The sequence below is a fragment of the Variovorax sp. YR634 genome (assembly GCF_900106655.1).
Classification (GTDB): domain Bacteria; phylum Pseudomonadota; class Gammaproteobacteria; order Burkholderiales; family Burkholderiaceae_C; genus Variovorax.
Genome location: NZ_FNOL01000005.1, coordinates 271,299 through 284,274 on the forward strand (window position 1 = coordinate 271,299; position 12,976 = coordinate 284,274).

The 12,976-nt window shown below is 64.7% G+C and carries 9 protein-coding genes; 8 read left to right on the forward strand and 1 reads right to left on the reverse strand.

The window, feature by feature from the left end; genetic code table 11:
* Positions 1–30: 30 nt before the first annotated feature.
* On the reverse strand, positions 31–813 hold the full coding sequence (gene fabI, locus BLV60_RS12290; protein ID WP_093054746.1) for an enoyl-ACP reductase FabI: 783 nt from the start codon (positions 811–813) through the stop codon (positions 31–33).
* A gap of 70 nt (positions 814–883) precedes the next feature.
* On the opposite strand from fabI, the gene BLV60_RS12295 reads away from it, so the two are divergent.
* The 8 genes from BLV60_RS12295 (at position 884) to infB (ending at position 12,955) form a co-directional block, all read left to right on the forward strand.
* The gene (locus BLV60_RS12295; protein ID WP_256329002.1) at positions 884–2,683 is read left to right on the forward strand and encodes an extracellular solute-binding protein; all 1,800 of its coding nucleotides are present in this window, start codon (positions 884–886) and stop codon (positions 2,681–2,683) included.
* Positions 2,684–2,705: 22 nt separating this feature from the next.
* Entirely contained in the window at positions 2,706–3,719 is a 1,014-nt protein-coding gene (locus tag BLV60_RS12300) for a microcin C ABC transporter permease YejB (RefSeq protein WP_093054750.1), read from the forward strand.
* Positions 3,712–4,755, forward strand: coding sequence for an ABC transporter permease (locus BLV60_RS12305; protein WP_093054752.1), 1,044 nt, complete (start codon positions 3,712–3,714; stop codon positions 4,753–4,755). The genes BLV60_RS12300 and BLV60_RS12305 overlap by 8 nt, the downstream gene beginning before the upstream one ends.
* Positions 4,755–6,392 carry an ABC transporter ATP-binding protein gene (locus BLV60_RS12310; protein WP_093054754.1) on the forward strand — a complete coding sequence of 546 codons (1,638 nt, stop codon included), beginning with the start codon at positions 4,755–4,757 and terminating at the stop codon, positions 6,390–6,392. Before BLV60_RS12305 ends, BLV60_RS12310 begins: the two co-directional genes overlap by 1 nt.
* A gap of 16 nt (positions 6,393–6,408) precedes the next feature.
* Complete coding sequence (locus tag BLV60_RS12315; RefSeq protein ID WP_093054756.1) at positions 6,409–7,608, forward strand: YbfB/YjiJ family MFS transporter; 1,200 nt, start codon at positions 6,409–6,411, stop codon at positions 7,606–7,608.
* Positions 7,609–7,785: 177 nt separating this feature from the next.
* A complete protein-coding gene (rimP, locus tag BLV60_RS12320) occupies positions 7,786–8,433 on the forward strand; it encodes a ribosome maturation factor RimP (RefSeq protein WP_093054758.1) in 648 nt (215 codons plus the stop codon).
* Between the two features lie 16 nt (positions 8,434–8,449).
* Positions 8,450–9,943 (forward strand): transcription termination factor NusA, encoded by a 1,494-nt coding sequence (nusA, locus tag BLV60_RS12325; RefSeq protein ID WP_093054760.1) that lies wholly within the window; start codon positions 8,450–8,452, stop codon positions 9,941–9,943.
* A gap of 24 nt (positions 9,944–9,967) precedes the next feature.
* Positions 9,968–12,955, forward strand: coding sequence for a translation initiation factor IF-2 (gene infB / locus BLV60_RS12330; protein WP_093054762.1), 2,988 nt, complete (start codon positions 9,968–9,970; stop codon positions 12,953–12,955).
* Positions 12,956–12,976 lie beyond the last annotated feature (21 nt).

The window sequence follows — 12,976 nt, forward strand, 5'->3', positions numbered from 1 at the left end:
TGGTGGCCGTGTCGGGGCTCGATGGCAGGATTACTCGGCCATCCCGCCGACGACATTGCTGAAGCCGCCGTCCACGTAGGTGATCTCGGCGGTCACGCCGCTGGCCAGGTCGCTCAGCAGGAAGGCGGCCACGTTGCCGACTTCCTCGATGGTCACGTTGCGGCGGATGGGCGAGGCGTCGGCCACGGCCGCCAGCATCTTGCCGAAGCCCTTGATGCCGCTGGCTGCCAGCGTCTTGATCGGGCCCGCACTGATGCCGTTCACGCGCATGCCCTTCGGGCCGAGCGAGGCGGCGGTGTAGCGCACCGAGGCTTCGAGCGAGGCCTTGGCCAGGCCCATGGTGTTGTAGTTGGGCAGCGCGCGTTCGGCGCCCAGGTAGGTCAGCGTGAGCAGGGCCGACTTGTCGTTGAGGTAGGGCAGGGCCGACTTGGCCATGGCCGGAAAGCTGTACGCACTGATGTCGTGCGCGATCTTGAAGCCTTCGCGCGAGAGCCCGTCGAGGAAGTCGCCCGCGATGGACTCGCGCGGCGCGAAGCCGATGCTGTGCACGAAGCCGTCGAACTTCGGCCAGGTCTGCGAGAGGTCTGCAAAGAGCTTGTCGATCTGCGCGTCGTCGCCCACGTCGCAATCGAAAATCAGCTTCGAGCCAAAGTCTGCGGCATATTCGGTGATACGGTCCTTGAATCGCTCGCCGACATAGCTGAAGGCGAGCTCCGCGCCCTGTTCATGACAGGCCTTGGCAATGCCATAAGCAATGGAGCGATTGCTCAACACACCGGTGATCAACAGTTTTTTGCCGGAAAGAAAGCCCATGAAGTTGCCTCGTGAAAATCTTGGGCAGAATTCTCGCATGCGAGGTTGGCTGCTTCTGATATTGGCTCTCTTGGCGCTCCCCTCGTGGGCAGCGCATGGTCTGGGCATGGGTTACGAGCCGAAGTACCCGGCGTCGTTCAAGAATTTCGACTACGTGAATCCCGATGCCCCCAAGGGCGGCGAGCTGATCCTCTCGGCCAGCGGAACCTTCGACAAGCTCAACCCCTTCACGCTGCGGGGTGTGCCGCCGCAGGGCATGGGCTACAGCGCCAATGGTTTTGTGTTCTCCGAGTACGGCCTGATCTTCGATTCGCTGATGACGCCGAGCGAAGACGAGCCCTTCTCCAACTACGGCATGCTGGCCGAAGACGTGCAGCTTGCCGCAGACCGCCTGAGCGTCACTTTCCGCCTGAACCCGAAAGCCAAGTTCTCCGATGGCTCCCCGGTGCTCGCGAAGGACGTGAAGTACTCCTTCGACACCCTGATGAGCAAGCAGGCAGGGCCGACCTTCCGCTCGTACTGGGTTGACATCAAGGGCGCCGTGGTGGTGGGGGATCGCACGATCCGCTTCGACTTCAAGCGCCAGAACTCCGAGCTGCACATGATCATCGGCCAGCTGCCGGTTTTCTCGAGTGCCTGGGGCAAAGGCAAGCCCTTTGACCAGATCGTGAGCGAGCCGCCCATAGCCAGCGGGCCGTACGTGGTGGACAAGGTCGACTTCGGGAAGTACATCTCGTACCGTCGGCGGCCGGACTACTGGGCCGCCGATCTCCCGGTGCGCAAGGGGATGTTCAATTTCGGCGAGGTTTCGTACCAATACTTCAAGGACGCACTCGGAGAGGAAGAGTCGCTCAAGGCCGGCTCACTCGATGCGATGGAAGAACGCTCGATCATCGCCTGGGTGCGCCGCTACAAGGGGCGGCGCTTCGATTCCGGCGAGCTGGTCAAGGAAGAGATTTCGCACCGTCGCTTCACCGGCATGCAGGGCCTCTCGCCCAACCTGCGGCAGCCTCGCTTCCAGGACATGCGCGTGCGACAGGCATTGGCGCTGGCCTTCGATTTCGACTGGCTCAACCAGCATCTCTTCTACGGGCGCAGGGCCCGCACGATGAGCTACTTCCAGAACAGCGATGACCTCATGGCCCAGCCCGAGATCAGCCCCGAGGAGCAAGTGCTGATCGAGCACCTCAAGAACAGGCAGCGATACATCGACAACACGAAGGGCGAACTGCCGCGCCCCGCCAGCAGCGGAGACACCGCCGAAGGCCTGCGGCGCAACCTCGTTCGCGCGCAGGAGCTGCTTAGAGAGGCGGGCTGGACATACAGGGATGGCGCCTTGCGCGACAGGGACGGAACGCCTTTCGTCATCAATTTCGACATTGGGGATCGCAGTTCGGGCGTGGTGCTGGCGCCTTACGCGCGCAACCTCGCCAAGCTGGGAATCGCGCTGGACTATCGCTTGCGCGACCCGAGCCTGATAAAGAAGAAACAGGACGATCTCGACTTCGACATGGTCATCAACATCGCGGGTGGCTCATCGAGTCCGGGCAACGAGCTGTACGACGATTTCGGCTCGAAATCGGCCAACGAAAAGGGGAGCCAGAACCTCAGCGGCATCAGCGATCCGGTGATCGACGAGATTCTCGAAGTGATCGTCAACAGCCCGGACCGCAAGTCGCTCGCAGCAGGCGCGCGGCTGCTGGACCGTTACTTGCTCCACCAGCATTACGTGATCCCGATGTACTACGGCAAGCAATATTTCATTGCCCACAAGCGCAAGCTGCGCCGCCCCGAAGCGCCATTGCCGCAACGTCTTCTCGCCGGCTCGGCGATGCTGACGACGTGGTGGATCGACCCGGCAGCGAAGTAGACGACAGACACAGACAGACCGCATGGCCGCCTACCTGCTCCGACGCCTTCTGCTGATCATTCCCACGCTGTTCGGGGTGCTGCTGATCAATTTCGCCATCGTTCAATTCGTTCCGGGCGGTCCGGCCGAGCAGTTGCTGTCGCAACTGACCAACAAGGAAAACCGCCTCTCGGGTGGCCCCACGGGGCGCTCCCTCGACGCCAAGCAGGTGGCGGAGATCAAGGCTCTCTACGGCTTCGACAAGCCGGCACCCGAGCGCTTCTGGCAGATGCTCAAGCAGTTCGCGCGCTTCGACCTGGGCAAGAGCTTCTTCCAGAGCAAGGACGTGTGGCAGCTCATCAAGGAGAAGTTGCCGGTCTCGATCAGCCTGGGGCTCTGGACCTTCTTCATCAGCTACCTGATAGCGGTGCCGCTCGGCGTTGCGAAAGCGGTTCGCGCCGGTTCGCGCTTCGACTTTCTGACGACGCTGCTGGTGCTCGTTGGCTACGCGATTCCGGGCTTTGTGCTGGGCGTGGCGCTGCTCGTGATCTTCGGCGGCCAGCTGCAATGGTTTCCGCTGCGCGGGCTGACCTCACCGAACTGGGAGTCGCTGAGTTGGGGCGCGCGCATCGTCGACTACCTGTGGCACATCACCTTGCCGGTGACGGCGATGGTGCTCGGCAGTTTCGCGATTACCGCGATGCTCACCAAGAACTCCTTCCTCGAAGAGATCCGCAAGCAGTACGTGCTGACGGCGCGTGCCAAGGGACTGGCCGAGCGCCAGGTGCTCTGGAAGCACGTGTTCCGCAACGCGCTGATTCCGATCATCACGGGCTTTCCGACGGCCTTTATCGGCGCCTTCTTCTCGGGCGCGCTGCTGATCGAGACGCTGTTCTCGCTCGACGGGATGGGCCTGCTCAGCTACGAAAGCGTGTTGCGGCGCGACTACCCGGTGTTTCTGGGCACGCTCTATCTTTTCACGCTGATCGGTCTGGTGACCAAGCTCATCTCCGATCTTTGCTATGTCTGGGTCGATCCGAGGGTGAAGTTTGACTAAAGCGCCTGTCGTGTCCGTGAGCCCCGGCCGCCGCGCCTGGCGCCGTTTTCGCCGCAATCCGCTGGGGTTCTGGAGCCTGTTGATCTTCTCGGCGCTGGTGGTGCTGAGCCTTTTCGCCGACGTGCTTTCCACCGACAAGCCGCTCGTGGTGCGCTACGAAGGCAAGACCTATTTCCCGGTGCTGCGGGACTATTCCGAGAAAACCTTCGGCGGCGATTTCGAAACGCCGGCCGACTACCTTGATCCGTTCATCGAGCAGCGCATCACCCAGGGCGGCAACTGGGCGATCTATGCGCCCAACCGCTATGGCCCGGCCACGCTCAACTATTTCTCGAAGCCTCCGAACCCTGCGGCCCCGTCGAGCGAGAACCTGCTCGGCACCGATGAGCGGGGCCGCGACCTGCTGGCCCAGCTGATCTACGGCTTTCGCGTGAGCGTGCTGTTCGCGCTGGCGCTCACGGTAATAGGGGTGGTGCTGGGTATCGCGACTGGCGCGGTGCAAGGCTTCTTCGGCGGAAAGATCGACCTGACCTTCCAGCGGCTGATCGAGATCTGGGGAGCGATGCCCGAGCTGTACCTGCTGATCATCTTCAGCGCGATCTTCACGCCCAGCGTGGCGCTGCTGCTGATCCTGCTGAGCTTGTTCGGCTGGATGGGGTTGTCGGACTACGTGCGCGCCGAGTTCCTGCGCAACCGGCAGATGGACTACGTGCGTGCGGCGCGGGCGCTCGGCGTGGGCAATCTGCAGATCATGTGGCGCCACATCCTGCCCAACAGCATGGTGCCGGTCGTCACCTTTCTGCCGTTCCGCATGAGCGCGGCCATTCTGGCGCTGACCTCTCTGGACTTTCTCGGCCTTGGCGTGCCGCCAGGCACACCGTCGCTCGGTGAGCTGCTGAGCCAGGGCAAGGGCAACATCGACGCCTGGTGGATCTCGCTGTCCACTTTCGTTGTGCTAGTCGTCACGCTGATGCTGCTGACTTTCATGGGCGACGCGCTGCGCGATGCGCTCGATCCGCGCAAGGCAGACAAGTGATGAGCGATTCACAACAACCCAACCAGCCCCTGCTCGACGTAAAGGGCCTGCGCGTCGCATTCAGCGGCAAGGAGGTCGTGCACGGCATCGACTTCCAGATGGCCGCTGGCGAAAAGCTCGCGCTCGTCGGCGAGTCGGGCTCGGGCAAGACGGTCACTGCGCTGTCGCTGCTGCGGCTGGTGCAGAACGCCGATCTTTCTGGCACTGCCCGGCTCTTTGGCGGCGGGCGCTCGCAGGGCGCGCGCGACCTGTTGTCGATTCCCGAGCGCGAATTGCGCGGCATCCGCGGCAAGGAGATCGCGATGATCTTCCAGGAGCCGATGACCGCGTTGAATGCGCTCTACAGTGTCGGCGACCAGATCGCCGAGGTGCTCGAACTGCACGAAGGGCTGTCGGCCCGCGCCGCGCAGACGGCGGCCGTCCAGCTGCTGGCTGACACCGGCATCCCGGAGCCGGCGCGACGGGCGAGGGCGTTTCCGCACCAGCTCTCGGGCGGCCAGCGCCAGCGCGCGATGATCGCGATGGCGCTGGCCTGCAAGCCGCGCCTGTTGCTGGCCGACGAGCCAACCACCGCGCTCGACGTGACCGTGCGCGCGCAGATCCTCGAATTGCTGGCCGACCTGCAGCGCAAGTACGGCATGGCGGTGCTCCTCATCACGCACGACCTGAACCTGGTGCGGCGTTTTGCCGATCGCGTGGTGGTCATGGAGAACGGCCACATCGTCGAGCATGGCGCGGTGGCGCCTGTGTTCGATGCCCCGCAGCATCCCTACACGCGCAAGCTGATCGACAGTCATCCTGAGCGCAACGTGGCGGCCGTCGCTGCGCGCGCTGACGCGGCGCCAGTGATCGAGGCCAAGGCCCTGCGCGTGATCTATCCCGTGCCGAAGCCGGGCTTCGCCGGCTGGTTCCGCAAGGGCGAATTCGTGGCGGTGCAGGGGGCGGATTTCCGCATCGTGCCGGGCGAGACGCTCGGCGTGGTCGGTGAGTCGGGTTCGGGCAAGTCGACGCTGGCGCTGGCGGCGCTGGGGCTGCTGAAGCACCAGGGCGCGCTGACGGTCGCGGGCAAGGGCTGGGCGGTCGACCGCGCCTCCGATCTTGGCCTGCGCCGCGTGATGCAGGTGGTGTTCCAGGACCCGTTCTCGTCGCTGTCGCCGCGCATGACGGTGGAGCAGATCGTGGGCGAGGGGTTGCGCGTGCACGCGCCCGAACTCGACACAGCGGCGCGCCGTGCCCGTGCACTCGTCGCGCTGGCCGATGTCGGGCTGACGGAGGCCCAGTTCCCCTCGCTGCTCGACCGCTATCCGCACGAGTTTTCGGGCGGTCAGCGGCAGCGTCTGGCGATTGCCCGCGCGCTGATCGTCGACCCGCAGCTGCTGGTGCTCGACGAGCCCACCAGCGCGCTGGACGTGACGATCCAGAAGCAGGTGCTGAGCCTGCTGCAGCGCCTGCAGCGCGAGCGGGGGCTGAGCTATCTGCTGATCACGCACGACGTCGAGGTGATCCGGGCGATGGCGCACCACGTCATCGTGATGAAGGACGGGGCCATTCTCGAAACAGGGTCGGTCGAGCGCGTGCTCGACGCGCCCGAGCACCCCTATACAAAGAAGCTGGTGGCCGCCGCGCTGCTGGAATAAACGGAGACTGCAAGAAATGTCGGAAATCGGACGCGACCGGCGCGGAGCCTGGCGCGCGGCGCTGGCCTGCATGGTCACCCTCGCAGTGGCGATGGGCCTGGGGCGCTTTGCCTTCACACCCATGCTGCCCATCATGCTGCACGAGGGAAAGCTGGAGCTGGCGGCGGGCGGGGTTCTGGCGTCGCTCAACTACCTGGGGTACTTCCTCGGTGCGGTGAGCTGTGCCGCCATCGGCATCAAGGCGTCGAGCATGGTGCGGGGCGGGCTGGTGGCCACGGCCGCTCTGCTGATCGGCATGGGCTTGCTGCACAGCTTCACGAGCTGGGGCGTGCTGCGCACGGCGGCAGGCGTGATGAGCGCCTGGGTCTTCGTCTTCGCCTCAGGCTGGGGCCTGCGCCGGCTGGCGGAGACGAACGCGCCGACGCTGGCCGGCGTGATCTACACCGGGCCGGGAATCGGCATCGCGATGACGGGCCTGCTCGGTGGTGCGCTGGGGCGCTGGGGTTCCGAGGCGGGGTGGATCGGCCTTGGCATCCTGGCGGTCGTGCTGATCGCGGTGATCTGGCGGGTGTTCGACGACGGCGAGCGGGCATCCGCAGGTGGCGGTGCCGCTCCGGCGCCTGCTGCGGCGGTTCGCGCGGCCGGGCCGGCCGATCGCAGCGATGCGATCTGGCTGGTCGCGCTCTATGGGCTGGCGGGCTTCGGTTACATCATTACCGCCACCTTCCTGCCGGTGATCGCCCGGCAGGCGCTGCCGGGATCGCCCTGGCCGGACTTCTTCTGGCCGCTGTTCGGGCTGGCCATCATTCCGGGCGCGCTGATCGGGGCCCGCGCGCCGACGCATTGGGACAACCGGCTACTGCTGGCTTGCGCCTACGCGTTGCAGGCGCTGGGCGTCGTGCTGTCGGTGGCATGGCCGAGCATTGCCGGATTCGCGCTCGGAAGCCTGCTGCTGGGCATGCCGTTTACCGCGATCACTCTTTTTGCCATGCGGGATGCGCGCCGGCTGCGCGGCAATGCGGCTGCCGGGCTGATCGGCTACGCGACGGCATCCTATGGAGTAGGGCAGATCGTCGGGCCGCTGTTTGCGGCGCCACTGGCCCAGCGGACGGGGTCTTTTCAGCTGCCGTTGCTGGTCGCGGCGGCGGCATTGGCGCTCGGCGCGGTGCTATTCGCATTGGTTTGGTTCAAATCGCGCCAATCAATAGGTGGCTGAGCCTCGAAGCCCCTTCATTTATTACACAAATAGCATATAATTCGAGGCTCACGACCAAACGGGCGGGTACCAACCGCCCGTTTTTTTTGGTCTATGCATTCTGAGCATTCATGGCGATCTGGCATCCGTGGCGGGCGGATGGCATGAACCCAGTATTTAAAAGGCACCTTCGAACACGTGGCATTGCAGCAAATAGTGGAACAAACCGTGGCCGGTCTCGGCTATGACCTGGTCGAGATCGAACGCTCGGCCGGGGGATTGCTGCGCGTGACGATTGATTTGCCCTGGACGGCCCCCACCTTGGAAGATGCGGCTGCCGGCGTGCCAGAGCCCTTCGTGACGGTCGAAGACTGCGAGAAGGTAACGCGCCAATTGCAATTTGCGCTCGAGGTCGATGGTGTCGATTACAAGCGGCTCGAGGTGTCCTCGCCCGGTATTGACCGTCCGCTGCGCAATGAGCAGGATTTCGAGCGTTTCGTGGGCGAGGTGATCGACATCACGCTCAAGGCGCCCATGGGTGCTGCGGCGGCGGGCCAGGTGTCGGCCACTCGCAAGAAGTTTCGCGGCACGCTGGAGCGTGTTGCACGGGTTGAGGGCGCTGTCGGCGCCCAGGGCTGGCAAATCGTCTGGAGCGATGCGCCGGAGCCCAAGCCGGGTCAAAAAGTGAGCAAGAAGCGCGCGCCTGCAACGCTGCAGGCGCTGGGCTTCGTGCTGGACGAGCTGCGCGAGGCGCGGCTCGCGCCTATTGTGGATTTCAAGGGCCGCAAGGCCAAAACCCAACCGGGTTTTTCGGATATTGACGACGGAACGCAGGTTCCGGACTGACTAGAGGAGTGGTGGCATGAATCGCGAAATGTTGATGTTGGTGGATGCGATCTCGCGCGAGAAGAACGTCGAGCGTGACGTGGTCTTCGGTGCGGTCGAGTCCGCTCTGGCGCAGGCCACCAAGAAGCTCCATCAGGGCGATGTGGACATTCGCGTCGCGGTCGATCGCGACAGCGGCGACTACGAAACCTTCCGCCGCTGGCACGTCGTGCCCGACGAGGCCGGCCTGCAGCTGCCCGACCAGGAAATCCTCCTGTTCGAAGCCAAGGAAGAAATGTCGGACATCGAAGTCGGCGAGTACATCGAAGAAGCGGTGGACTCGGTGCCGATCGGCCGCATCGGCGCCATGGCCGCCAAGCAGGTCATCCTGCAGAAGATCCGCGACGCCGAGCGCGAGATGCTGCTCAACGACTTCATGTCGCGCGGCGACAAGATCTTCGTGGGCACCGTCAAGCGCCTGGACAAGGGCGACATCATCGTCGAGGCCGGCCGTGTCGAAGGGCGCCTGCGCCGCAGCGAAATGATCGCCAAGGAAAACCTGCGCAACGGCGACCGCGTGCGCGCCATGATCATGGAGGTTGACCTGACGCTGCGCGGCGCGCCGATCATCCTGTCGCGCTCGGCCCCCGAGTTCATGATCGAGCTGTTCCGCCAGGAAGTGCCCGAAATCGAGCAAGGCCTGCTCGAAATCAAGAGCTGCGCCCGTGACCCGGGTTCGCGCGCCAAGATTGCCGTGCTATCGCACGACAAGCGCGTCGACCCCATCGGCACCTGCGTCGGCGTGCGCGGCACCCGCGTCAACGCTGTGACCAACGAGCTCGCTGGCGAGCGCGTGGACATCGTGCTGTGGAGCGAAGACCCGGCCCAGTTCGTGATCGGTGCGCTGGCCCCGGCCAACGTGTCGTCGATCGTGGTGGACGAAGAAAAGCACGCCATGGACGTGGTGGTCGACGAGGAAAACCTCGCCATCGCCATCGGCCGCGGCGGCCAGAACGTGCGCCTGGCTTCCGACCTCACCGGCTGGAAGATCAACATCATGGACGCCAACGAGTCGGCCCAGAAGCAGGCGACCGAAACGGACGCCAGCCGCAAGCTCTTCATGGAAAAGCTCGACGTCGACGAGGAAATCGCCGACATCCTCATTTCGGAAGGCTTCAACAGCCTCGAAGAAGTGGCCTATGTGCCAATTTCCGAAATGCTGGAAATCGAGGCCTTCGACGAAGACACCATCAATGAGCTGCGCTCGCGTGCCAAGGATGCGCTGCTGACCATGGAAATCGCCAAGGAAGAGGGCGTCGAGGCCCAGTCGACGGTGTCGCAAGACCTGCACGACCTCGAAGGCCTGGACCCCGAGCTGATTCCCAAGCTGACCGAAGCGGGTGTGAACACCCGTGACGATCTTGCCGACCTCGCGGTCGATGAACTCACCGAGATCACCGGCCAAAGCGCCGATGACGCCAAAGCCCTCATCTTGAAAGCCCGCGAACACTGGTTCGCCGGCCAAGAGTGACGGTCATGGAGGCACGAAACCAATATGTCCAGTACCACTGTCGCCGAGTTCGCGAACGAGCTCAAGAAGACTCCCGAAACCTTGCTTGACCAGCTCAAGAGCGCAGGTGTGCCCAAAGCGGCCGCCACCGATGCGCTCACCGAGGCTGACAAGCAGCGCCTGCTCGGCCACCTGAAGGCCAGCCACGGCACCGTCGAGCCCGAGCGCAAGAAGATCACGCTGACCAAGAAGTCGACCAGCGAGATCAAGCAGGCCGACGCCACCGGCCGCGCCCGCACCATCCAGGTCGAGGTGCGCAAGAAGCGCACCTTCATCCAGCGCGAAGACGGCCATCCCGCCACGCCCGAGACGGCGCAGCAAGTGGCCGAGGCACCTGCCGCCGCACCCGCCGCTCCCCGCATCGACGAAGCCGAACTGGCCCGCCGCGAGGAAGAAGCGCGCCGCCAGGCCGAGCTGATTCGCCGCCAGGAAGAAGAGCTGGCCGAAAAGCGCCGCCTGCGCGAAGAAGCCGAAGCCCGCGAACGCGAGCAGGCCGAGAAGGCTGAGAAGGCCGAGCAGGAAGCCGCACGTGTCGCCGCCGAAACCGCCGAGAAGAAGGCCGCTGCCGCAGCAGCTGCTGCCGCCGCGAGCGCAAAGGACAGCACCACGGCCACCAAGCCGGCGGCTGCCCCCGCGCCCGCCGTGACGGCCGCCGCCGCTGCTGCAGAGCAGAAGGCTGCCGATACCAAGCTCGCCGCGCAAACTGCTGCGACGCAGGCCAAGGAAGACGCGAAGGCCAAGGCCGCCGCCGAATCGAAGGCCCGCGCCGACGAAGAAGCCGCGCGCGCCAAGGATCTCGACGAGCGTCGCCGCAAGGCCCTGGCCGAAGCCGAAGCCATCCGCGCCATGATGAACGCACCGGCCCGCGTGCTGGTGCCGCACAAGGCGCCCGAGAAGCCGCAGCCCGAAAAGGCCGCGGTCAAGGGAACGCTGCACAAGCCGACCGCGCCCGCAGCGCGTGCCGGCGCACCTGCCGCTCCCGGCGCTGCAGCAGCTGCACCCGGCGCCGCCGGTGCCGCAGGCAAGGAAGTCAAGTCCGCCAAGCTCTCGTCGAGCTGGGCTGGCGATCCTGCCAAGAAGAAGGAAATCAAGACCCGCGGCGATGCCAGCGGTGGTGTCGGTCGCGGCAACTGGCGCGGAGGCCCGCGCGGTCGCCGTGGCAACGACCGCGGCGGTCACGACGAGCAACATGCGCCGGCCGCACCGGTCGAGGCGCGCATTCTCGAAGTGCATGTGCCCGAAACCATCACGGTGTCCGAGCTCGCGCACAAGATGGCCGTCAAGGCGCAAGAGGTCATCAAGCAACTGATGAAGCTCGGCCAGATGGCGACCATCAACCAGTCGCTCGACCAGGACACCGCAATGATCCTGGTGGAGGAAATGGGCCACAACGCGGTGGTTGCCGCGCTTGACGACCCGGAAGCCTTCACCGACGAGGACGTGTCGGCGCAAACCGCCGAAGCCCTGCCGCGTGCACCGGTCGTGACCGTCATGGGTCACGTCGACCACGGCAAGACCTCGCTGCTCGACTACATCCGCCGCGCCAAGGTCGCTGCGGGCGAAGCCGGCGGCATCACGCAGCACATCGGTGCCTACCATGTGGAAACCGATCGCGGCATGGTGTCGTTCCTCGACACCCCGGGTCACGAGGCCTTCACTGCCATGCGTGCTCGCGGTGCGCAAGCTACCGACATCGTGATCCTGGTGGTGGCGGCCGACGACGGCGTCATGCCCCAGACCAAGGAAGCCATCAAGCACGCGAAGGCGGCTGGTGTGCCGATCGTGGTTGCCATCAACAAGGTGGACAAGCCCGACGCCAACCTGGACCGCGTGAAGCAGGAACTGGTGGCCGAAGAGGTCGTGCCCGAAGAGTACGGCGGCGACGTGCCGTTCGTGCCGGTGTCCGCCAAGACGGGCCAGGGCATCGACGACCTGCTCGAACAGGTGCTGCTGCAGGCCGAAGTGCTGGAACTCAAGGCGCCGGTGGATGCCGCCGCCAAGGGCCTGGTCATCGAAGCCCAGCTCGACAAGGGCCGCGGCCCGGTTGCTACCGTGCTGGTTCAGTCCGGTACGCTCAAGACCGGCGACGTGGTGCTGGCCGGCTCGACCTATGGCCGCGTGCGTGCCATGCTGGACGAAGACGGCAAGTCGACCAAGACTGCAGGCCCGTCGATCCCGGTCGAAATCCAGGGTCTGACCGAAGTGCCGCAAGCGGGTGACGAGTTCATGGTGATGAGCGACGAGCGCCGTGCGCGCGAAATCGCCACCTACCGTGCCGGCAAGTTCCGCAACACCAAGCTGGCGAAGGCCCAGGCCGCGAACCTGCAGAACATGTTCACCGACCTGTCGGCGGGCGAAGTGCAGACGCTGCGCATCATCATCAAGGCCGACGTGCAGGGCTCGCAGGAAGCTCTGGCGCAATCGCTGCTCAAGCTGGCGACGGACGAAGTCAAGGTGCAGGTGGTGTATGCCGGCGTGGGTGGTATCAGCGAAAGCGACATCAACCTCGCCATCGCCTCCAAGGCGGTCGTGATCGGCTTCAACGTGCGTGCCGATGCCGGTGCGCGCAAGCTGGCCGAGAACAACGGCGTGCAGCTGAACTACTACAGCATCATTTACGACGCCGTGGACGAGATCAAGGTCGCGATGTCGGGCATGCTGGCGCCGGAGCGCCGCGAGGAAATCATCGGCTCGGCCGAAATCCGCACGGTGTTCGTGGCCTCGAAGATCGGTACCGTTGCAGGTTCCTACATCACTTCGGGCTCGGTCAACCGCACTGCGCATTTCCGCCTGCTGCGCGACAACGTGGTGGTCTACACGGGCGAAATCGACTCGATCAAGCGCATGAAGGACGATGTGCGCGAAGTCCGCGAAGGTTTTGAGTGCGGTATCAAGCTCAAGAACTACAACGACATCAAAGAGGGCGATCAGCTCGAATTCTTCGAGATCAAGGAAATCGCCCGGACGCTGTAAGCGTTCCATGCGAGAAAGTCC

Coding starts and splice junctions, on each gene's coding strand:
- fabI (WP_093054746.1), bottom strand. CDS start 813: ATGGGCTTTCTTTCCGGCAAAAAACTGTTGATCACCGGTGTGTTGAGC.
- BLV60_RS12300 (WP_093054750.1), top strand. CDS start 2,706: ATGGCCGCCTACCTGCTCCGACGCCTTCTGCTGATCATTCCCACGCTG.
- BLV60_RS12310 (WP_093054754.1), top strand. CDS start 4,755: ATGAGCGATTCACAACAACCCAACCAGCCCCTGCTCGACGTAAAGGGC.
- BLV60_RS12315 (WP_093054756.1), top strand. CDS start 6,409: ATGTCGGAAATCGGACGCGACCGGCGCGGAGCCTGGCGCGCGGCGCTG.
- nusA (WP_093054760.1), top strand. CDS start 8,450: ATGAATCGCGAAATGTTGATGTTGGTGGATGCGATCTCGCGCGAGAAG.
- infB (WP_093054762.1), top strand. CDS start 9,968: ATGTCCAGTACCACTGTCGCCGAGTTCGCGAACGAGCTCAAGAAGACT.